Origin of the sequence: Chitinophaga sp. W2I13 (genome assembly GCF_050434005.1) — a bacterium.
GTDB lineage: Bacteria > Bacteroidota > Bacteroidia > Chitinophagales > Chitinophagaceae > Chitinophaga.
The window spans coordinates 7450269-7474047 of the sequence record NZ_JBNPWD010000001.1 but is presented as its reverse complement, the minus strand read 5'-3'; the positions used below and the strand labels follow the sequence as shown (position 1 = coordinate 7474047).

The window sequence follows — 23779 nt, the reverse complement described above, 5'->3', positions numbered from 1 at the left end:
AGCAGATCAAAACGACCGAATGAATAAGCGCCCGATAATTAGTTTTTGTTTAATAGCAATAAGCGCCGTTACTACCGTTTACGCGCAAAAGAAATCCAAACCGGTACCGCCGGTGGCACTGAATGCCACCGGCAAACTGGTATATAGCCCCGATGCACAGGGCAACCGGATACCGGATTTTTCTTATTGCGGTTATATGGCAGGAGAACAGCCCATTCCCGATGTTCCGGTTCGTATAGTAGTGCCTGTTATAACTGGAGATGCCACTGCGGCTATACAAAATGCGTTGGATGAAGTGGCCGCGTTGCCGCCGGATAACCGCGGCATACGCGGCGCTGTGCAACTGCAGAAGGGCAACTACCACCTTTCGGGCGGCCTTGTAATTCGTGCATCCGGCGTAGTGCTGCGTGGCAGCGGTATGGGTAATGATGGCACCGTGTTAACAGGAGAGGGCCGCGACCGGCAAACGCTGATCCGTATTGCGGGACAGCCCGGCCGGGTAACGGAAGCGCCGGTTAAGATTACGGATGCGTATGTGCCGGTAAATGCCCGTACTGTACAGGTAGCATCGGTACAAGGCTTCAAAGCCGGCGATAAGGTGCTGGTACAACGGCCGTCCACACGGGAATGGATAAACGAACTTGGCATGGACCACCAGGGCGGCGGCATTACTACGCTGGGCTGGAAACCGGGGCAGCGTGATATTGCCTGGGACCGGACGATTGTTGGTATAAACGGCACGGCTATTACCCTGGATGCGCCGCTCACTACTGCATTGGATACCGCCTATGGAGGCGGTACTGTGGCAGCATATCAGTGGCCTGTCCGCATCGCTCAGACCGGTGTGGAACACCTGCGTTGCCGCTCCGCATACGACACCCTTTACCCCAAAGATGAAGCCCACCGGTGGATGGCCATCACGCTGGAAAATGCATGCGATGCCTGGGTGCGGCAGGTAACCTTTGAGCATTTCGCCGGTTCGGCAGTGGCCGTGCTGGAAACAGGCAAACGCATTACCGTGGAAGACTGTAAATCACTGGCGCCGGTATCTGAAATAGGCGGGCAACGCCGCTATACTTTTTTTACTTCCGGGCAGCAAACGCTTTTCCAGCGCAACTACGCGGAGTATGGTTACCATGATTTCGCGGTTGGCTTTTGTGCGCCAGGGCCCAATGCCTTTGTGCAATGCGAAGCGCACCTGCCTTTCAGTTTCAGCGGCGCGATCGATAGCTGGGCTTCCGGTGTGCTCTTCGATATCGTGAACATCGACGGGCAGGCCATCCGCTTTGGCAACCTCGGACAGGATGCACAGGGCGCCGGCTGGAGCGCTGCCAACAGCGTATTATGGCAATGCAGCGCCGCCCGGATAGATTGTTACCGCCCGCCAACAGCCAGTAATTGGGCCTTTGGCTCCTGGGCACAGTTTGCCGGCGACGGCTATTGGGAGTCATCCAATGAACATATCACCCCACGAAGTTTATACTATGCACAACTGGCAGAACGGATAGGCGCCGATGTGTTAAAACGGGCGCAGCTGCTGCCAGTGGAATCCGAAGCCTCCAGCAGCCCGGCAGCAGAACAGGCGGCGGAACTCACTGCACGCGCTGTACAACCCGCGATGGTACTATCAGACTGGATAGATCAATCTGCCGTACGGAATCCTATTCCTGTAAAAATCACCGGTGTTAAAACAGCCAACGGTACCGGTTATACGAAACCGGCTTCTCCTCCTGCACCACCCATGCGCATCGCAAACGGCTGGCTGGTGCGCGGCAACAGGCTATTGACCGGCAGGCACTACGAAGTACCCTGGTGGCGTGGCAACACACGGCCCGATGGTATCCGGGAAGCCATGCCGGCGATCACCCGGTTTGTTCCCGGCCGCACCGGTAAAGGATTAACCGACGACCTGCAGGAAGTAGCCGCATGGATGACAAACGAACACTTTGTATCGCTGGAGCATAACTATGGTCTCTGGTACGATCGCCGCCGCGACGATCATGAACGCATCCGCCGTATGGATGGCGAAGTATGGGCTCCCTTCTATGAACTTCCTTTCGCGCGCAGCGGACAGGGAAGCGCATGGGATGGACTAAGCCGCTATGATCTCACCAGGTATAACGACTGGTATTGGAGCCGCCTTAAACAATTTGCAGACCTGGCAGATGAAAAGGGACTGGTACTCGTTCACCAGCAGTATTTTCAGCACAACATCATTGAAGCCGGTGCACACTGGGCGGATTTCCCCTGGCGCACCGCTAACAATATCAATCATACCGGCTTCCCGGAACCACCGCCCTATGCGGGCGACAAGCGCATTTTTATGGCGGCGCAATTCTATGATATTACAGATCCTGTACGCCGCAAACTGCACACCGCTTATATCCGCAAGTGCCTCGACAATTTCGCGGATAACAATGGTGTGATCCATTTGATAGGAGCGGAGTTTACCGGTCCGGTTACCTTTGTAGAGTTCTGGATAGATACCATCCTGGAGTGGGAAAAAGAAACAGGTAAAAAAGTACTTATTGGCCTGAGCACCACCAAAGATGTACAGGACGCTATATTAGCGGATCCGGTGCGCTCAGCTGCTATAACGGTGATAGATATACGCCAGTGGCATTATCAGCCGGATGGCAGTTTGTACGCACCCAAGGGCGGACAGAACCTGGCGCCCCGTCAACATGCCCGCCTGCTGAAACCAAAGAAAAGCAGCTTCGAACAGGTTTACAGGGCGGTGCATGAATGCCGCGAACGCTATGCCGGCAAAGCTGTGGTGTATGCAGGCAGCGCATATGAGGAGCAGTCGTGGGCCGCTTTCATGGCTGGCGGCTCCCTCGCGGGCATTCCCGCCATAGCCGCTGGTGGCTTCCTGGAAGCCGCAGCCACTATGCAACCCATAGTACTCCCCGGTTCCCCGCAGGGACAATGGGCGCTGGGTAATAACGGCAATGCCTATATTATTTATACCAATAACAATGCTCCGGTACAGCTTGATCTGAGCAAAGCCGGTGCGTACAGTGTTTATTGGATTAGTCCAACAGACGGACATCTGCTTAAAAAAGAAAAACAGAAAGGTGGTAAACAGGTCAGCCTCGCCAGCCCGCAACCGGGACCGGTGGTAATCTGGATCGATCGTAAATAAATAAACAAACTGGATGCATGCATAAGATCGCTATTATATTTTTTATTACGTTGCTCTCGGTTACCAATGCCATACATGCACAAACAGGTCGCATTACCAAACTGGGCATTTCTTCCAACGGCAGGTATTTTACCACCGGAGGGAATGCGCCCTTCTTCTGGCTGGGCGATACCGGTTGGTTATTGTTTAATAAATTAACCAGGGAAGAGGCGGAAAAATACCTGGAAGACCGCCGTAAGAAAGGATTCAATGTCATACAGGTAATGGTGGTACATAACCTTGAGCAGGTAAATGCTTATGGTGATTCCGCTTTGATCAATAAAAATATAGCCACCCCGCATACCACAACAGGCAACGCTTTCACAGATACTGCACAGTATGATTACTGGGATCATGTGGACTATATCGTTGGTAAAGCAGCGGAGAAGGGCTTGTATATGGCGCTGGTGCCGGTTTGGGGCTCCAATGTAAAAGCCGGACAGGTAAGCGAACAACAGGCACGCATATACGCTGCGTGGCTGGCAGCCAGGTACAAAAACAAACCCAACATCATCTGGCTGAATGGTGGAGATATTAAAGGCAGCGATGGCATGGAGGTATGGAATGCTATCGGCGCCACGCTCCACGCACAGGATCCCGGTCATCTGCTTACTTTCCATCCACGTGGCCGCACGCAATCATCCCGCTGGTTTCACCAGGCTTCCTGGCTGCAGTTCAATATGTTCCAGTCGGGGCATCGCCGTTATGATCAGGACACCAGCGCAGGCGACTTCCACTACGGGGAAGATAACTGGAAATACATTGAAGCCGACTACCGCCAAACTCCCGCCAAACCTACGCTTGATGGCGAGCCATCATATGAAGGGATTCCACAGGGATTACATGATTCCCTCGAAGCAAGATGGAACGACAAAGATGTACGGCGCTATGGGTACTGGTCGGTGTTTGCCGGCGCAGCAGGTTATACCTACGGTGATAATGCCGTGATGCAGATGCATGCTTCCAAGGATAAAAAAGGAAGCTACGGCGTAACAGATGTTTGGTCCGATGCGATCAATGCACCCGGTGCACAGCAAATGGTACATCTGAAAAATTTATTGTTGTCAAGACCGTACTTTGAACGGGTGCCCGATCCATCACTCATAGCAGGCGACGCCGGCGATAAATATAACCGCGTGCTGGCTACCCGCGGAAAACAATATGTTTTTATTTATACTTATAACGGCCGCAACTTCCGGGTGAACATGGGCAAAATTGCCGGCGACACGGTGAAGGCGTCCTGGTACGATCCCCGCAACGGCCAGGTAACACTTATTGGCAAATTCCCCAACAAAGGCATCGCCAGCTTTGATCCGCCCGGCACACAACAAGATGGTAACGACTGGGTATTAATACTGGATACCTATGTTCCCGGACGAAAAGTATACCTGTTCACTTCTTTCCGGGAACCGGCCACTGATGGATTGCGTTTGCTGTACAGTTACGACGGTTATCACTGGATGAGCCTGGGCCGCTCTTTCCTGCAACCGCAAGTGGGAGAAAAAAAGCTGATGCGCGATCCTTCTATGGTGCAGGGGCCGGATGGTACTTTTCATCTCGTATGGACCAGCGGCTGGAAAAGTGAAAAAGGCTTTGGTTACGCCAGTTCAAAAGACCTGGTGCATTGGTCGGAGCAACGCGCTATTGATGTGATGGCACACGAACCCGCTACCGTGAATGTTTGGGCGCCCGAGCTGTTTTATGACAAAGAGCAGCAACAATTCGTTATTATCTGGGCATCCACGATCCCGCATCGTTTTCCCCGCGGGCAGGAAGATGAAGATAATAACCACCGTATGTACTATACCACCACAAAAGATTTCAAAACATTTTCTCCCGCAAAATTATTTCTCGATCCTGGGTTTAGCGTGATTGACGCCACCATTGTTCAGCAGGCAGCAGGTAAATATGCGCTGGTGCTAAAAGATAATACCCGTCCCGAAAGGAACCTGAAGATGGCGTTCAGTAAGCATCCCACGGGTCCATATATCAATGTTTCAGTCCCGTTTACATCTTCTTTTACGGAAGGGCCTGCTACGGTAAAAGTGGGCAGCGAATGGCTCATTTATTTTGATGCTTATGGAGAGAAATATTACGGCGCAGTAAAGACAAAGGATTTTAAAACATTCACCGATATATCAGACCAGGTGCAGGTGCCGGAAGGGCATAAGCATGGTTCTATCTTCCAGGTAACAGAAAATATACTGGATGTTTTACAGCAACCCGCCGCCGATACCGTAAGATATACCGGGCAAACCCGCGTTAATGTCGATTACCATCACGGGCAGCTAAGTCCCGCCATGGGAGTGCATAACATCCAGGTGTTGCGGGCCAATCGCGAACATCCTGAAAAGGCCGAAGGTACCGGTTATACTTATAACCACGCACCAATGCTGGCTTACCGGAACCACACTTTTTACCTGGAATACCTGAGTGATGAGGTCAGCGAAAGTGTGGCGCCCGGGCAAACACTACTTGCCACCTCCATAGATGGTTACAATTGGTCAAAGCCGGCCATCATCTTTCCCCTTTATAAAATACCGGATGGCACTACCAAGCAAGGCTATCCCGGTGTGGCGCATAACCTGTATGCGGTAATGCATCAGCGCATGGGTTTTTATACATCAAAAAGAGGACGGCTGCTGGCGCTGGCGTTTTATGGCATCTGCCTCGATGAAGACGACCGGCCCAATGATGGACAAGGCATTGGCCGCGTAGTGCGTGAAATACTCCCTGATGGCAGCTTTGGTCCCATTTACTTCATCCGCTATAACTCCGCCTGGAATGAAAAGAATACGTCTTATCCACACTACAGCGCCAGTCCCGATAAGGACTTTGTAGCCGCGTGCAACGAACTGCTGGCGGATCCGCTGGTAACGCAGCAATGGAATGAAGAAGCAGACAGGAATGATCCGCTGATACCGCTTAAAAAACAATACAAAGCCCTCAGCTATTATCATTTGCCCGATGGCAGGGTAGTAGGGCTATGGAAAAATGCACTCACCGCTATCAGCAACGACGGTGGTAAAACCTGGCCTGAATCGGCTGTAAGGGCGCCGGGCTTTGTAAACGCCAATGCTAAAATATGGGGGCAGCGTACTGCAGATGGCCGCTATGCCACCGTATATAACCCTTCCGAATACCGCTGGCCACTGGCTATTTCCGTAAGTAATAACGGTCTCGATTATACGAATATGTTGCTGGTGCAGGGCGAAATATCTCCCCTGCGCTATAAGGGATATTTTAAGGATTATGGTCCGCAGTATGTGCGCGGCATCACAGAAAATAACGGTACGCCTCCCGGCGGTAATATGTGGATCACGTACAGTATGAATAAGGAAGATATCTGGGTGGCACGCATCCCGGTACCTGTAACCGATAAAGTAACCGCACCTGTAAATGATGTGTTTAAGCAGATGTTGCCGGACACAGCATTGCAGCAATGGAACATCTACAGCCCTGCCTGGGCGCCGGTAAAAATGGAGCAATCCGCAAACGGCCCGGTGTTGGCATTGAAAGACGGCGATCCATATGATTATGCAAAAGCAGAACGCTTGTTTCCCGAAACGCAGCGGGTAGTGGTGGAGTTTTCCATTACCCCTGCACAAAATAATAGAGGACTCCTGCATGCGGAATTGCAGGATACCAAAGGGAATCCCTGCGTACGGCTCATGTTTGAGGCGGACAGTACATTAAAGGTAAAGGCCGGCGCCAAATTTAAAAACATTCTGAAGTACCAGGCCGGCGCTACTTATAATATCCGCATTACCCTGAACACTGCCACCCGTTTTTATACCGTTAATATAAATGGGAAAGATGTATTGACGCAACTCACTTTTGCGCCGGTGCAAAGTGTAGCGCGTATGGTGTTCCGCACAGGTATACCACGGCATACGCCGGATGCAGATACCCCGGCAGAACAAACTTTTGATCTGCCACACGCGGGAGAACCGGAGCAGCCGGCGATATTTTATATCGGATCGTTGAAAACAACAGATCCCAATCACAGCTAAACTATTCTGTCGAAAATAACGCTTATGACTATACGTATTTTTTGTACAACGATTTTATTGTTCGCTGGTTTACTGGCACAAGGTCAGGCTGGAAATTATCGCGCCGGCATTGTCACCGACGAATTTATATTTGAAAAAGCAGCGTTTCCTTCGTGTCATGCTTCTACCATCGCGGAAACGAAGCAGGGCCTCGTAGCTGCCTGGTTTGGAGGCACAAAGGAAGGACATCCGGATGTGGGCATATGGGTAAGCCGTAAAAAGCAGAGCGGTGAATGGACTGTGCCCGTGGAAGTAGCCAATGGCATACAGCCAAACGGTACCCGCTTTCCCTGCTGGAACCCGGTATTGTACCAGGTACCCGGCGGCGATTTACTGCTGTTCTACAAAATAGGTCCTAAAATATCCGGATGGAAAGGATGGCTGATTACCTCCAAAGATGGCGGCGCTACCTGGTCCGCGCCGGAAGCCTTGCCGGATGGTTATCTGGGACCGATAAAGAATAAACCGGTACTGTTAAGCAATGGTACATTGCTTTGTCCGTCCAGCACAGAAGGAGACCGCTGGAGAGTACATGTTGAATCAACAAAAGACAATGGTAAAACCTGGGAGAAAACTGCGCCTGTGGATGGTGGTGACACTTACAATGCCATACAACCCAGCATATTGTTTTATCCGGACGGAAAGCTGCAGGCGCTTTGCAGAAGTAAGAACCGGGCCATACTGGAGTCCTGGTCAACGGACAACGGCCGCACCTGGTCGCCTTTAGCGCCTATTGTACTGCCCAACAACAATTCAGGAACAGATGCAGTAACCCTTCCTGATGGCCGGCAGGTACTTGTTTACAACCACGTACTGCCACCGGACGGATTGGCCAAAGGTCCACGCACGCCGTTGAATGTAGCCGTATCAGAAGATGGCAAAAACTGGAGCGCAGCATTGGTGCTGGAGAACTCACCCATCAGCCAGTATTCATACCCGGCGGTGATTTATGGCGCGGATGGATTTATCCATATCGTTTACACCTGGAGACGGGAGCGGATCAAATATGTGAAAGTCGATCCGAAGCAACTACAATTGAAAGCAATTAAAAACGGGCAATGGCCTGAGTAACCTGTAACTACTATGAACCGTCGTCATTTTTTAATCAATACAACCGCCGCTATTACTGCGGGGCTGCTGTACCGCAAGGTATCGTTCGCCGCAGCGCCGGCAGCGCAACGTTATAAGATTGCTGTTTGCGACTGGATGATCCTGAAGCGGCAAAAGCTGGGCGCATTCCAGTTAACGAAAGACATTGGCGCTGATGGACTGGAGCTGGACATGGGAGGTTTGGGCACCCGTGAAACGTTTGACAACAAACTAACAGATCCCGCGATCGCCAAACAATTTATAGAAGAAGCGCGCAGGCTTAACCTGGAGATCAGTTCTATTGCCATGTCGGGGTTTTATGCGCAGTCGTTTGCAGAACGGCCTGGTGTAGACCGCATGGTACAGGATTGTATCAATACCATGCAGCAGTTGCAGGTGAAAGTAGCGTTCCTGCCGCTGGGCGTACAAGGCGACCTGGTACAACATCCGGAACTGCGTCCCGCTATTGTTAAACGGTTGAAGGCTGCGGCTGCACAGGCAGAAAAGGCAGGCGTGGTCATTGGCATAGAAACCGCGCTGGATGCTGCCGGAGAAGTGCAGTTGCTGAAAGATATTGGTTCTCCTGCTATCCAAAGCTATTTCAATTTTGCCAACGCCCTGGAAGCAGGCCGCGACCTGCAAAAGGAATTGCGCATACTTGGGAAAGACCGCATCTGCCAGATTCATTGTACCGATAAAGATGGCGTATGGTTGCAGGACAACCCGCGTATTCATCTCCCCAAAGTAAAACAAACACTGGATGAGATGGGCTGGCGTGGATGGCTGGTGATAGAACGCTCGCGTAATGCACAGGACCCGCGTAATGTAAAATGGAACTTTGGCGCTAACACCGCGTATTTAAAATCGGTTTTTCAACAAGTGTGATCGGCGTCATGAAAAAAATAGTAACTACTTTATTGCTGCTCGCCACTATTGGCGCCCATGCACAGGAAACACAGCTTTTTGATAACGACTGGCGCTTCCATCGTGGTGGGGCGCAAGGCGCTGATAAAGCAGCTTTTGATGATACGCAATGGCGCATCGTGGATCTGCCGCATGACTGGAGTATAGAAGACCTCCCCGGCACCGCGTCGCCTTTTAACCGTGATGCGGTGAGCCAGGCAAGCGGCGGGTTTACCACCGGCGGTACCGGCTGGTATCGCAAAACATTTACGCTGCCTGTAACCCAGAAAGGGAAACGGATACAGGTACAGTTCGATGGTATTTATATGAACGCAGAAGTGTGGATCAATGGTAAACGGTTGGGTAAGCACCCTTACGGCTATACGTCGTTTTATTACGATGTCACTGACCGCGTAAAATTCGGTGAACAAAATGTACTGGCCGTAAAGGTCAGGAATGAAGGGGAAAACAGCCGTTGGTACGCTGGTTCAGGCATTTACCGCCATGTATGGTTAAAGGTGATGGACCCCGTACACGTAGCGCAATGGGGCACTTATATTACTACGCCGGAAGTAAATGCCGCTGCCGCAAAAGTACATGTACAAACTAAAGTGATGAATGAAACCAGCAGCACTGCTGCGGTGAAAGTAATCACCCACCTTATGGATGCAAATGGGAAGGAAGTAGTTACGGCGACGGATACACGTGAATTAACACCCGGCGCGGTTGCCACGTGGGAACAGGATCTCACCGTACGCAAACCGGCGTTATGGTCGGTGCAATCGCCGGTGCTATATACCGCGGTAACGGAGGTTTACCGCCAGCAACAATTAACGGACCGTACTGTCACGCCTTTTGGTATCCGCAGTATTACCATTGACGCCGTGAATGGTTTCCGTTTAGACGGGCAACCGCTGAAACTGAAGGGCGGCTGCGTGCATCACGATAACGGCCCGCTCGGGGCAAAAGCCTACGACCGTGCAGAAGAACGCAAGGTAGAACTGCTTAAAGCCAGCGGTTATAATGCGGTGAGATGCGCGCACAATCCGCCTTCTCCTGCTTTCCTTGATGCCTGCGACCGGCTCGGTATACTGGTGATCGATGAAGCATTTGATACCTGGGAAGATGGAAAGAATCCTGACGACTATCACCTGTATTTTAAAGACTGGTGGAAGAAAGATGTGGAAAGTATGGTATACCGCGACCGGAATCATCCTGCCATCATCATGTGGAGCACCGGCAATGAAATCCCTAACCGCGAAAAGCCGGAAGTAGTGGAGGTGGCAAAGGCGCTCAGTAGTTTTATACGCACATTGGATACAACCCGGTTCGTGACCTGTGGTGTAAACGGCGTCACGGAAGATAAAGATGCTTTCCTGGCAACACTCGATGTGGCAGGTTACAACTATGCAAGAGATAAATATGAAACGGATCATCAGCGCCTGCCGCAACGGGTGATGTTTGCAACGGAGTCTTTGCCGCTGGAAGCTTTTGACTATTGGATGGGCGTGGCAGATCATCCCTGGGTGATAGGTGATTTTGTATGGACCGCTTTCGATTACATCGGCGAAGCCAGCATCGGGTGGTTGGGATATTGGCAGGAGCAGGGCTTCTATCCCTGGAACCTTGCGTATTGCGGCGATATTGATGTTTGTGGTTGGAAGCGCCCGCAGTCGTATTACCGCGATGTATTATGGAAAGAAGGACAGGTGTCTGTTTTTGTAAAACCACCGCAGCCGTCGTTTGCCACTAATCCGCATAAGGTGGACTGGAGCCGCTGGGAATGGCATGATGTATTAGCTAGCTGGAATTGGGAGAACACCGTACAACCATTGGAAGTGGAAGTATATTCCTCCTGCGAACAGGTGGAGCTGTCGCTCAATGGCCGGTCGCTGGGAAAAAAAGCAACCAACCGTGCCAATAAATTCACAGCCACCTGGCAGGTGCCTTACCAGGCCGGCACACTGAACGCAACGGGTTATAATGGCCGTAAAGCAGTAAGCAGTGCAGTATTGCAAACAGCCGGTGAACCGGCAAAGATCAATATGGTAGCTGATCGTACGGCTATCCGGGCAAACGGGCAGGACTTAAGTTACATCACCGTGGAATTGCAGGATGCAAATGGTGTTCGTCATACTAAAGCAGACAACCAGGTACACTTTGATGTGGAAGGCCCTGGAACTATTGTGGGCGTTGGCAATGCGAACCCGCTCAGTACGGAGAGTTACCAGTTGCCACAGCGTAATGCCTGGCAGGGGAGATGCCTGGTGATTGTGAAATCTTCCGGGCAGGCGGGAAATATTGTTGTAAAGGCATCAGCATCCGGATTGCAAAGCAGCCAGGTAAGCATTGCAGTGAAATGATGTTATCGCAGCATTACCAGGACATCTTTTTTTCTTTCTTCAGGAAATACTTTCAGGGACAACAGCTTACCATTTTTTAAAACGCCTTCTACCGTTGTGTTGTAAGGTGCATGCAGTTTAAAATGAACGTCCCATGCAACCGGCCATGCCGGGAAAAGATAAAGGTGTTTACCGTCGTTTTGCAGCAGCATTTCCTGCAATCCGATCATGCCCGATCCACCCTGGTTATGATCCGGTGTCCAGTCGAAACCCGGCCCCCAGAAATCCGGGAAGCGCGTGCTGGCATTCTTCAGTTTTTCGATAGTATAATAGGCGGCGCTGTCGGTAAGGCCCAGCCGGGCGCAGAAAATATTGTCCTGTTTCCAGCCAACGGCGCTGCGGTGTTTAACAGCCGTGGTATCATACCGCCAGGTGTTAATCGCTGTATCCAGTCCGGGTTTTCCTATGCCATATATGCCATAGGGGAATACCGGGTATAGCTGCGGCGTTTCCTGGTTGTTGATCCGCTCCCAGGATTGGGCCGGCGCAATGGTCGTGTAGCCATTCACGTTACGATAGGAGAGTAAGGGGATACGTTGCCGGAATAACTGCAGTTGTGTACGCGTGCTGTCGGAAAGATATTTGCCTGGTAGCTCCAGCATCCTGCTGGTAACGGTACTTAGCCCGGAGATGGTAGTAGCCGAATTATAGGTCATCTTATACGTTTCTGCTGCCGATCCGGGATATAGCACGAGGTGGCCGTTTCCATCCAGCGCTTTGGAGCCGCGTAACCTTGCGAGGTATTGATAATGTTCATCAAAAAAAGTAAGACAACTTTCTATAAGCGGTATATACCGTGAAATATCTTTCCCGCTGAAGCGCTCCATGTCCAATATCATCAGGCAAAATTCAAGTACGGTATCCCACTCATATTCCAGCCAGTTGTTGTACTCTACGCCTTTATCAAACCAGGAGGGCCGTTTCCATCCATATTCACTGGCAGCAGGCAAACCAAAATATTCCATTTGTTCGGTGAAGCAGGCGCCGTTATGTCCCCAGTAAAACCGGCTCCTGGTGGTGGCATTTTTCAGCGCACGCAAATAGAAATCAAATTGCGCGGTCATCATATCAAAGTCGCCGCTTTTGAGCATGGGCCAGTATACCAGGCGCTGGTTCTGCGCGGTAAAGGTGCCGCCTCCCCAGTTGCGGTGATCCGGTGTAAAAGGAAATTTTTCATTTACAAATACCGGGTCATACGTAAAAAGCCCGCCATTGAATTTCGTAGGATAAGCGCCATATGCATTACAGCCAAGCATGTAGCGGAACAACTGGTAGTTCCGGCCCGCCTGCCATACGGCATTGGCAGTATCACCGCCCATAAAAATATAGCTCCTGTTCCAGTATTGCTGCCACCATGCAGTGGTCTGCTGAAAGGCGGTTTTTTCTGCTACGCTGGCTATCCGCAGTTGTTCCTGCAGTCCTTTGTACCATGCTTCCTGCGTGGATGTTTGCGCTGTATGCAGCAGTACATTGATGTGATGCGACTTTGAAGGACGGATGCTTTGCAGCTGCCAGGAGGTATACGCGGTGTTTATATATCGCCCGGTATCTGTACCGGCGGGCTGCATATCACTGCCCCAGAGGAAACCACCAAACGTAAGTCCCTGTTGGGGATTCCATAGTTGTGCCTTTACGGAGTCCAATCCTTGTTGTTGTACCGTGAAGTCAAATATCAGCGCATCATTCCGGTTGCGGTGATAAAACAACACCTTCCTGTCATCAAAAGTAACTTCATCATGATAAGCCGTAACGGCTACCGGTGCGCCTTTATAACCGGAGCATGCCAGCAGCTCCATTTTTGACATTACACGGTCGTCCATTCTCCAGTTTTCATAGTGCGCGGTGGCCGTTACCGGCTGACGGGTGTTCACGTCCACATGCACTACCGGGTGATGCACATCTACCCATACCCGGATCTGCGCCTGCTGCTTTCCTTTACTGCCGGTAATAGCTATGTAGCCTTCCCGCAGATGCAATGTTTGCCGGAATTGTGTACCTGCTTCAAAAGGATTGGGCATTAATTTTATCCTTAACCTGCCCTGCTTCAAAAAGGTATTGTTTTCATCAAAGGTGCCGCTGCGCGACAGGTAACATAACAATTCCCCGTTTTCCATCCATACATTCAGTCCTATGTCGCCGCCGCCACAAGGCATGGATTCCGCCGCATTCCGGCTCTGGCTGTTCCAGGTAATATTGTGGTTGTCCAGTTCCGGGAGCTGGGCAAAAGAAGGAGAGGTGTGAAGAATAGCGGCTGTGATAATAATATATCGGAAAATAGTTTTCATACAGATAGTGAGAAGATAAAGTTAACAGAACATTTCCTATTATGCTATACCACCGCGCTCCGGCAACGATTGCGTAAAAAAATACTTTTTTGCATAGATATTTCTGTAGCTTGATTGCGGTAAAGGAGAACAGAATTCCATGTTGATGAAAATATTTACGCGTAGCCTTTTACTATCCGATAAGTGTTACTTACACAATTATTTAACGGCTGCCATACTTATTCCATTTATTTTATTGCTGCCGGCCACAACGGTATGTGCGCAAGCGCCTGCCAGTATTATCGACTGGGGCGCAGATAAAATGCTGAACACCTACCTGATGCAGCAAATGCACCGGCAGTATGCGGGGCGTAGTAACCGGGTGCAGCAGGCCATGCAATCAGCTTCCAGCGTACAGGCTTACCAGCAACAGCTTCGTGCTTCCTATCGCCAGCTGTTGGGCGTATTGCCGGAAAAAACGCCGTTACAGCCAACGGTCACGGGTATACTCCGTCAGGATGGCTATCATATTGAAAAGATCATTTATCAGAGTTTCCCCAAACATCACGTAACGGCCAGTTTGTATGTGCCGGCAGGTAACGGTCCGTTTCCCGGTGTGCTATTATTTTGCGGTCATGAGGCAGAAGCAAAGGCCACACCCTCGTACCAGCAAACCGCTATCCTGTTCGCCAGGCAGGGGTTTGTGGTATTGATGATTGATCCTGTTTCACAAGGAGAGCGACATCAGCTGACAGACAGCACTGGCCAGCCTTCCACAAGAGGAGGCACTACGGAACATACGCTGCTGAATACCGCAGCAGCCATGGTAGGCTCCAGTGTGGCCGCTTATGAATTATGGGATAATGAGCGGGGGCTCGATTACCTGCTGTCCCGTAAAGAAGTAGATACCACCAGGATCGGTTGCCTGGGTAATTCCGGCGGCGGCACACAAACCGCTTATTTCATGGCCTTTGAAAACAGGATAAAAGTTGCCGCGGTATGCAGCTACATCACCACCCGTGAAAGAACGTTTGAACTGTCTGGTCCATTGGATGGCTGTGTGCAAATACCCAATGAAGGTAAATACGGGTTGGAGATCACCGACTATATGCACCTGCTGGCGCCTAAGCCGTTGCTGGTACTGGCCGGCAGATACGATTTTGTAGACTATACCGGCGCAGAACAGGCTTACAACGAAGCAAAACAATGTTATACTACCCTGGGAGCACCGGAACGGATAGAATTGTTCACGGTAGACGATGGGCATGGCATATCGCAACCTAAGCGCGAAGCCGCAGCCCGCTGGTTCAGGAGGTGGTTGTACCAGGATGATAAACCGGTACAGGAAGGGGTTCTTGCCGTGCTGCCAGCTACCGCGCTGAATTGTACCGGCAGCGGGGAATTAAATAATAGTATCTCCGGAGAAATTACCCTGCAACAACATTTCCTGCAAACCGCTACCGCGCTCGCCGCCCGCCGTATGCAATTTCAACGCACGGTTACTAAAAAAGCGTTTACAGATACATTGCAGCAATTACTGGGCATCCATGTCCGGCGGAATAAAGTGCAGGTGGAACGTGCCGCTACAAGGCAGCAACAGGAATGGGTATACGAAAAGTTATTGTTGCGCAGCGAAAATGAACCGCCGCTTCCTTTTATACTGATGCGGCCACCGGGCAATAGTGTGGTACAAAAGGTAGTGATATGCCTGAACGATGAAGGCAAGCGCACACTGCTGGACAGCACTGCCCTCCTGCAATCGTACCTGCAAAAAGGTTATGCGGTGTTATTGCCTGATCTGCGTGGAATAGGTGAAACGGCCGATGGAGCTGCATTCAATCATCCAAAATTTTATAACAGGGAGTACCGGAATGTGATGTCTTCCCTGCATATTGGCCGGCCGTTGATCGGCCAACGCGTAACAGACCTGTTGCTGCTGCTGGATTACCTGCTGTCGGACCAGGAGTTTCAGAAAAGCATGGTTGATATAAGAGCCTCCGGCGCCACGGCGCTGGTAGCCCTGCATGCAGCGGTAATAGATCCACGGATTAACCGCCTGCAAATAGATCAATACCCGGATTCCTTTATCACGATGATCCGCCGGATAATGAAGAAGGACCAATACAGTAGCATAATTCCGGGCGCATTGCAATATTATGATGTGCCGGATCTTGTGCGGATGATGGATAAGCGTGTAGCTTTTCTGTAAGCAGCGTAGCAACTTTTTTTAATTCTTTGATAACCTGTCAATGTCGATCAGATCTCTTTTATTACAAAGTCTAACCATACTGGGTATGGCATCCTGCTCGTCCGGCAGTAAAAATGCCGTTCAGCCGGAAAGCCTGCCCATGGAGGAAATCAACCTGGATAATACGGATGCTTTTACGGCAACGGATCATCATTGGCGTATAGCCGGCAACGTATATGCGGACCGGCAGCAACCGCATCACATGGAAATTGCAGCCGGCAAAGGCATCCTGGTGTGTGACCTTTCCGGAAATACGGCAGACAGTACGGAGCTGCGCACCAGGCTGGTACATGGCGATCTTGACCTGGAGCTGGATTTCATGTTATCTGCTGATGCCGCGGCAAGTATTCTTTTCCAGGGAAAATATGCATTGCAGCTGAAAGATAGTTGGCTAAAAGACAGCGTTACAAACACAGACTGCGGAGCTATTGAAGGAAGACCGCCTGTATTGAACGCCTGCAAAGCGCCGGGTTTATGGCAGCACCTGTCGGTGAGATATAAGGCATTGCGTCCTTCAAAACCGGATAGCAATGGTGTTTACTCCGGAAGCGAAAACGGCTTTGCATCCGTGGAACTGAATGGCCGCGCGGTGAGCGGGTTGCAGATCATTAACACACACGACACCACATTGCGCGATGTACCCGGACCGCTGCGTTTTATCGTACACAAAGGCCCGGTGGCCTTCCGGAATATCCGCTATAAAACCTATGGCAATGATCGCGCGAAATTAGCAGATATGCGTTTCCGTGTGTATAAGGGCGTCTATAAAAATCACGATACGCTGCGACAGCTAACGCCCGTAAAATCAGGCAGCACCGATTCACTGACCTTCCATACCGGCGATAAACGCGCCCACTTATTAGTGGAAGGAAAACTACTGGTACCGGTAACAGGCCAATACATCTTCAGGCTGCAGGCCGGTGGTCCTGTGCGGTTAATGATTGATGGAAATGAAATCGCCAACAACGGCGGTACCCGCGACTACCAGCGCGCTTTTTACGGTGATACTACGCTGGAGAAAGGAGAACATACTTTTCAACTCAGCTACGCCAATTACGACGAAAGCCTGGTACTGCTGTATGAAGGTCCGCATATTCCCTTTACCGCCCTTACTACGCCTGCTTCTGAAAGGATGGCAGAAATATCGCCACAGATGGAATATCCTGTTAGGAATGCCCCGGCAGTACAACGCGGTTTTATAGAACATCGCGGTAAGGTTAATCCATACAGCATAGCAGTGGGTATGCCCGGCGGATTGAACTACGCTTACGATATGGTTAACTATAGCCCTTTAATGACCTGGCACGGCCGGTACCTGGATATCGCTGAAATGTGGCATGAACGAGGTGAGAAGCAGCTGGAAAAACCTTTGGGCGCTGCCCTGGAACTGGCAGGTACGCCGTCTATTGCGGAGTTGCAGGCCCCGGATGCCCCATGGCCGGACTCCATACGGGAAGACAGCAGCAGCTATACTAACCGCGGATATAAACTGTTGCCGGATGGATTGCCGGTGTACCTGTATACCTTGCATCAATGGTCTGTGGAAGATTATCTGCATCCCCGCAGCGACCGGAAAGGATTGATCCGCGAGGTGACGGTGACCAATAACGGAAGCACTAACGGGAACGCCTGGTGGTTAATGGCAAGCGGCGGCGTCATCGAAAAATTACCGGATGGCAGTTATGCGGTAGATGATAAACAATATTATATAGAAACAGCCTTGTCGCCGCAGATCGTGCAAAGTAAAGGACAATACCGTTTGTTAGTGCCCTTGCCGGCGGATAGCAAAAAGGTGAACATTCATTATTCCATTATCTGGTAAAAATTATGATAAGCAAACAACATAGGTCTTTTTTGTTGCTCGTGTGGAGTATGCTGTTACCCTGTATGGCAGCTGCACAACAGGAGATGAAGGCCAGGGAAAGTAAATATTATTCCATCACAGACGTGCCCATACCAGACAGCGTAGCGCTGGAAGTGGGAGGTCTCGCATTTACACCGGACGACAAGCTGGGAGTGGCCACCCGGCACGGGGAGATATGGCTGATTACAGATCCCTACCAGAAGAAATCAAGATATCCGCATTATACCCGCTTTGCAGCAGGCATGCATGAAACTCTGGGCCTTGCCTGGCACAACGGTTCCTTTTACACTACGCAACGCTCGGAATTAACCCGTGTTACAGATACAGACAAAGACGGGAAAGCCGATCTCTTTCAAACGGTTGCCTCCTGGCCTTTATCGGGCAATTACCATGAATATTCCTACGGACCGCTGTTCCTGCCCAACGGAGATATGATCGTTACGCTCAACCTTTCCTGGATTGGTCGCGGCGCAAGCCTTACCAAGTGGCGTGGCTGGATGATGCAGATAAAACCGGATGGCACCATGAAACCTTTTGCCGGCGGCATGCGCTCTCCCGCAGGTTTTGGATTGTCGGAGAGCGGGGATATTTTTTTTGCAGAAAACCAGGGCGACTGGATCGGGTCCGGAAGGATCACTCAACTGGACTATGGCGATTTTGCGGGTCACCCTGCAGGTATGCGCTGGTCCGGCGAATACGGATCACCACTGCATTTAAAGCCGCAGCAATTTCCTGACTCCATCGGTATCCTGCACGATTTTGCCCGTAAAATACCGCACTTCAAGGAACCCAGCGTATGGTTTCCGCATACACTCATGGGCACTTCTACGTCAGCAGTCATCAACATCGACTCAGACGCATTTGGTCCTTTTAAAGGCCAGCTGCTGGTAGGCGATCAGGGACACAGCAAAGTAATGCGCGCCTTCCTGGAGAAAGTGAACGGCAAATACCAGGGCGCCTGTTTCCCTTTCCTGGAAGGGTTTTCGTCAGGTGTGCTGCGGCTTGTATGGGGAAGCGATCATTCGTTATTTGTTGGTATGACCAGCAGGGGATGGGCCTCTACAGGGCCGGCTCCCTACGGTTTGCAACGGGTGAACTTTAAGGGTAACACGCCTTTTGAGATAAAGGCCATGCGGGCGCAAAGCAATGGCTTTGAACTTGAATTTACATCTCCGGTAAATAAAAAACAGGCTGTCAATAACCGCTTATTCCAGGTAACAGGATTTACGTATAGCTATCACAGTAAGTACGGCAGCCCGGTGATTAACAGTCAACCCTGCGCCGTTGTAAAAAGCGAAGTGTCTGATGATGGCCGCCGGGTGAGGATCTATGTAGAAGGTTTACGCGAAGGATATATTCATGCGCTGGATATAACCGGTCTGCAATCGCAGGCCGGCGTACCACTGTTGCATAATACGGCCTATTATACGCTGAATGCTATTCCGGCTGGAAGCGGCGGGATGCCTGGTTGTGCTATAACACCCAAAAGCGCGGCAGCTACTGCCAATAATAATACTGCCTGTGGCAGTGATCCTTCGAAATGCGTAAATATGCAGCCGGCCAGCTGGACCAAAGGTCCCGATGTAGTCATCAAAATAGGTACCCTGCCCGGTCTGAAGTTTGATCCGGCTGAAGTGCAGGTGCCGGCGGGAAGCAAAGTGAAACTGGTGTTTAATAATAACGATGATATGCTGCATAACCTGGTGATCGTAAAACCCGGCAAAGGAGATGTGGTAGGAAAACTGGCGATGGATATGGGATTGAATGGTTCCCAGCTCGCCTATGTGCCCCGTTCAGCAGATGTGTTGTTTAACACCTGCCTGTTGCAACCGGAAACATCACAGGGCATTTATTTTATTGCACCGGCAACACCGGGTAATTACCCTTACGTATGTACGTTCCCCGGGCATTATACCGTGATGAAAGGAATATTGAAAGTTGTAAAGAAATAAAGTGATCATGCAACGATTTTTCTATGTTTGTTTATGGATATGCGTGTCGGCCAATAGCTGGGCACAGGACAGGAAAGCTGTATTAAGTACAGATAAACTGAAGAAATATGTTACGCTCTTCAACCGCCTGGACACAGGAGAAGTGAAACAATACATCCCGGATGACCAGGCAGCTGCGTGGCTTGAAAGCAATGTGCCGTTATTTGATTGCCCTGATAACGTGATCGAACAAACGTACTATTTCCGCTGGTGGAGTTTTCGTAAGCATCTTAAAAAAACTCCTGACGGGTTTATCTTCACAGAATTTATTATTCCTGTAAAACATGCAGGCAGATATAATGCACTGAGTTGCGCACTCGGCCATCATATTTATGAAGGACGCTGGTTGCGCGATACACAGTACGTTCATCAATATATCCGCTATTGGCTGGAGAAGGACCAGCAGCAGACCAAACCGCGTTTCCACCAGTTCAGCAGCTGGGCGGCGGATGCTATCTATAATTATTATCTCGTAAATGCGGACCGGAATTTTGCCCTAAGCCTGCTGGATTCACTCGATAAAGATTACCGGCTGTGGGAGCAGGAAAGAGGTTTGCCCGACGGCATGTACTGGCAGTTTGATGTGAAAGATGGCATGGAAGAATCCATCAGTGGTTCACGTAAGGAAAGAAATATCCGTCCCACTATCAATAGCTATATGTACGGAAATGCCAGGGCATTGTCGCAGTTGGCTGCTATGGCCGGGCGCGACAGTCTCCGGCAGAGATACGTGCAACTGGCAGCACAGCTCAAAGCCGGTGTGCAAAACAGGCTTTGGGATGATACCGCTGCTTTTTTTAAGGTGCAATTGGCCAAGGGCCCGTTGTCAGGCGTAAGAGAAGAAATAGGGTATATCCCCTGGTATTTCAACCTGCCGGACGATCAGCCTGAATATGCAAAGGCCTGGCAGCAGTTAACAGACCGCAACGGCTTTAATGCGCCCTGGGGGCTTACCACCGCAGAGCAGCGGCATCCGGCTTTTCGTACGCACGGTACCGGTGGTTGCGAGTGGGACGGCGCCATATGGCCGTTTGCCACTACACAAACATTGAAAGGGCTGGCCAACCTGCTTACGTGTTACCGGCATCATGACGGCATCACTGCAAGTGTATATTTCCGCGCGTTACAAACCTATGCGCGCTCCCATCAGAAAAACGGGCAGCCTTACCTGGGTGAATACCAGGATGAAAAGAACGGCTACTGGCTGAAGGGGGATGATCCGCGCAGCAGCTATTATAACCACTCCAGCTTCTGCGACCTGGTGATCAGCGACCTGGTGGGACTGAAACCACGGGACGATGAACAGGTGGAGATATACCCGCTGATACCCGCCGGAACCTGGGATTACTTTTGCCTGGACCAGGTGCGTTATCATGGCCGCCTGCTTACCATCCTGTGGGATAAAACGGGTAAAAAATATCATAAAGGGAAAGGCTTCCAGGTGTTTGCAGATCTGGGGAAAATATACAGCGGAGCCAATCTTACACCCGTACTAACGCCACTGCCGCCAAAAAAAGCAGCGTTAACGCTTTGGTATGACCACCCCGCTGCTAAATGGACCGCCGCAATACCCATCGGCAACGGGCGCTTGGGGGCCATGATCTTTGGGGGTGTAAATGAAGAACACCTGCAGTTCAATGAAGCTACCTTATGGACTGATGGTCCGCGTGAACATGCGCGTGCCGGTGCGGTGCAGTACCTGCCAAAGATCCGTGCACTCCTCGCCGAAGGGCGGCAAAAGGAAGCGGAACAACTGGCGGAAGAGCATTTCATGGGACAGAAAAGCGCGCCACCGGTATCCCGCTATGAGGCGGATTATCAGCCGTTCGGCGACCTTTGGCTACGTTTTAAAGATACACTGCTGGCCGCAACAGGTTACCGGCGGGAACTGGACCTTGCTAACGCTGTTGCCCGTACGACTTATATTGCCAATAACGTGCAATATACCCGCGAGTATTTTTCCAGTGCACCACATCAGGCCATCGTTCTGCGGCTGTCGGCTAATAAGCCCGGCAGCATCAGCTTCACCGCTGCATTGAAAAGCCCGCAGCCATTGTATACCACCCGGAAAATAAATGACAGCACGCTGGCGCTTTCCCTGAAAGTACTGCACGGCGTGTTGAAAGGAGAAAGCTGGCTGAAGGTGAGTGTGTCAAACGGAGGTGTAGCCGTTACAGATAGCAGCATCACGGTTACTAACGCGAACGCAGCTACGCTATATCTTACTGCTGCTACCAGTTACCGCAATTATAAGGATGTTTCAGCAGATCCGGTAGCGCTGTGCAGGAAGGTTATACAGCCGTTATCATCTTACCAAAACATACGCTCCGCACATATCAAAGACTACCAACAATATTTCAATACCTTCTCGGTGGATCTGGGCCAGGGACAAACGGAGTTGCCTACAGACCAGCGGATCAGCCGGTTTACCGCGACTACCGATCCCGCGCTGGCCGCATTGTATATTCAATACGCCCGGTATCTGATGATCTCCGGGTCGAGGCCAGGCGGACAACCACTCAACTTACAGGGTATCTGGAACGATCAGATGTCGCCGCCCTGGGGCAGTAAGTATACCACCAATATTAACCTGGAAATGAATTACTGGCCGGCAGAAGTGTTGCATCTCTCCAAATGTGCGGAGCCGCTGTTCGCCATGACCCGCGAATTATCGGAAGCGGGCCGCCGCACCGCAACGGAGCATTACGGTGCTCCTGGGTGGGTGTTGCATCATAACACGGATTTGTGGAGAGGAACAGCGCCTATCAATGCCGCCAACCACGGCATATGGGTTACAGGCGCTGCATGGCTGTGCCACCATCTGTGGGAACATTATCTCTATACAAAGGATAAAGTTTTTTTACAGCAACAGGCTTACCCGTTGATGAAAGCCGCAGCTGATTTTTTTGTGAATTTCCTCGTAAAAGATCCTGCCACAGGCTGGCTGATCAGCACTCTTTCCAACTCGCCGGAGAATGGCGGCTTAGTGGCGGGTCCCACGATGGACCACCAGCTAATAAGAGACCTGTTCCGGAATTGTATACAAGCCAGCGAAATATTGCACCAGGACGCCGCCTTCCGTGAAACCTTGCAGGCAAAATATAAACAGATTGCGCCCAACCAGGTAGGAAAGTACGGGCAGCTGCAGGAGTGGTTGCAGGATGTGGATGACCCGGAAAATCATCACCGCCATGTATCGCACCTGTGGGGCGTATTCCCCGGCACCGACATTACCTGGGATCAATCGCCGTCCATGATGAAAGCCGCCCGCCAATCGCTTCTTTTCCGTGGCGATGATGGCACCGGCTGGAGCCTGGCCTGGAAGATCAACCTCTGGGCAAGGTTCAAAGACGGCAATCACGCGCTTACCATGATCAACAAATTACTTACTCCCGCGGAAGGCCCTACCGGAAAGGCACACGGAGGATCGTATATTAACCTGTTTGATGCGCATCCGCCTTTCCAGATAGATGGAAATTTTGGCGGCGCTTCCGGCATGGCAGAAATGATCGTGCAAAGCCATATGGATTATATTGAACTGCTGCCCGCGTTGCCGGATGCCTGGCCCTCGGGACAGGTCAGTGGCATTTGCGCCAGGGGAGGTTTTGTGCTGGATATCCGCTGGCAACAATGCCAGCTGCAGCAACTAACGGTAACGGCTACTTCAGATGGACCTTGTGAATTGCGCTATAAAGAACAACAGGTGAAATTTACGGCGAAGAAAGGAAAGCGCTACCAGTTACAGATGACAGCCGGCCGGTTACAAATGATCAAGCAATGAT

General features: G+C 51.0%; 10 protein-coding genes. 9 read left to right on the top strand and 1 reads right to left on the bottom strand.

The genetic code is table 11. The features are described from left to right. Nucleotides 1-19 precede the first annotated feature (19 nt). The 5 genes from QFZ48_RS30410 to QFZ48_RS30390 are packed head-to-tail and all read left to right on the top strand — an operon-like array spanning nucleotide 20 to nucleotide 11591. Nucleotides 20-3145, top strand: coding sequence for a DUF6298 domain-containing protein (locus QFZ48_RS30410; protein ID WP_429065207.1), 3126 nt, complete (start codon nucleotides 20-22; stop codon nucleotides 3143-3145). Nucleotides 3146-3162: 17 nt separating this feature from the next. Beyond that, a complete protein-coding gene (locus QFZ48_RS30405; protein ID WP_429065205.1) occupies nucleotides 3163-7197 on the top strand; it encodes a DUF4038 domain-containing protein in 4035 nt (1344 codons plus the stop codon). A gap of 24 nt (nucleotides 7198-7221) precedes the next feature. Continuing rightward, on the top strand, nucleotides 7222-8307 hold the full coding sequence (locus tag QFZ48_RS30400) for a sialidase family protein (RefSeq protein WP_429065203.1): 1086 nt from the start codon (nucleotides 7222-7224) through the stop codon (nucleotides 8305-8307). A 12-nt stretch (nucleotides 8308-8319) separates the two neighbouring features. Next, nucleotides 8320-9210, top strand: coding sequence for a sugar phosphate isomerase/epimerase family protein (locus QFZ48_RS30395; RefSeq protein ID WP_429065201.1), 891 nt, complete (start codon nucleotides 8320-8322; stop codon nucleotides 9208-9210). An 8-nt stretch (nucleotides 9211-9218) separates the two neighbouring features. Beyond that, nucleotides 9219-11591, top strand: coding sequence for a sugar-binding domain-containing protein (locus QFZ48_RS30390; protein WP_429065200.1), 2373 nt, complete (start codon nucleotides 9219-9221; stop codon nucleotides 11589-11591). Nucleotides 11592-11593: 2 nt separating this feature from the next. Here QFZ48_RS30390 and QFZ48_RS30385 read toward each other — a convergent pair whose 3' ends face one another. Further along, nucleotides 11594-13915, bottom strand: coding sequence for a DUF5703 domain-containing protein (locus tag QFZ48_RS30385; RefSeq protein WP_429065198.1), 2322 nt, complete (start codon nucleotides 13913-13915; stop codon nucleotides 11594-11596). Between the two features lie 145 nt (nucleotides 13916-14060). Here QFZ48_RS30385 and QFZ48_RS30380 point away from each other — a divergent pair, with 145 nt between their 5' ends. From QFZ48_RS30380 to QFZ48_RS30365, 4 genes are all read left to right on the top strand, one after another. Continuing rightward, nucleotides 14061-16103 (top strand): alpha/beta hydrolase family protein, encoded by a 2043-nt coding sequence (locus QFZ48_RS30380; RefSeq protein ID WP_429065196.1) that lies wholly within the window; start codon nucleotides 14061-14063, stop codon nucleotides 16101-16103. Between the two features lie 85 nt (nucleotides 16104-16188). Next, nucleotides 16189-17964, top strand: coding sequence for a family 16 glycoside hydrolase (locus QFZ48_RS30375; protein WP_429065194.1), 1776 nt, complete (start codon nucleotides 16189-16191; stop codon nucleotides 17962-17964). A gap of 65 nt (nucleotides 17965-18029) precedes the next feature. After that, nucleotides 18030-19958 carry a plastocyanin/azurin family copper-binding protein gene (locus QFZ48_RS30370; RefSeq protein ID WP_429065192.1) on the top strand — a complete coding sequence of 643 codons (1929 nt, stop codon included), beginning with the start codon at nucleotides 18030-18032 and terminating at the stop codon, nucleotides 19956-19958. A 7-nt stretch (nucleotides 19959-19965) separates the two neighbouring features. Then, a complete protein-coding gene (locus QFZ48_RS30365) occupies nucleotides 19966-23778 on the top strand; it encodes a glycosyl hydrolase family 95 catalytic domain-containing protein (protein ID WP_429065190.1) in 3813 nt (1270 codons plus the stop codon). Nucleotide 23779: the final 1 nt, after the last annotated feature.

Coding starts and splice junctions, on each gene's coding strand:
- QFZ48_RS30405 (WP_429065205.1), top strand. CDS start 3,163: ATGCATAAGATCGCTATTATATTTTTTATTACGTTGCTCTCGGTTACC.
- QFZ48_RS30370 (WP_429065192.1), top strand. CDS start 18,030: ATGGCAGCTGCACAACAGGAGATGAAGGCCAGGGAAAGTAAATATTAT.
- QFZ48_RS30410 (WP_429065207.1), top strand. CDS start 20: ATGAATAAGCGCCCGATAATTAGTTTTTGTTTAATAGCAATAAGCGCC.
- QFZ48_RS30390 (WP_429065200.1), top strand. CDS start 9,219: ATGAAAAAAATAGTAACTACTTTATTGCTGCTCGCCACTATTGGCGCC.
- QFZ48_RS30375 (WP_429065194.1), top strand. CDS start 16,189: ATGGCATCCTGCTCGTCCGGCAGTAAAAATGCCGTTCAGCCGGAAAGC.
- QFZ48_RS30365 (WP_429065190.1), top strand. CDS start 19,966: ATGCAACGATTTTTCTATGTTTGTTTATGGATATGCGTGTCGGCCAAT.
- QFZ48_RS30395 (WP_429065201.1), top strand. CDS start 8,320: ATGAACCGTCGTCATTTTTTAATCAATACAACCGCCGCTATTACTGCG.
- QFZ48_RS30385 (WP_429065198.1), bottom strand. CDS start 13,915: ATGAAAACTATTTTCCGATATATTATTATCACAGCCGCTATTCTTCAC.
- QFZ48_RS30400 (WP_429065203.1), top strand. CDS start 7,222: ATGACTATACGTATTTTTTGTACAACGATTTTATTGTTCGCTGGTTTA.
- QFZ48_RS30380 (WP_429065196.1), top strand. CDS start 14,061: ATGAAAATATTTACGCGTAGCCTTTTACTATCCGATAAGTGTTACTTA.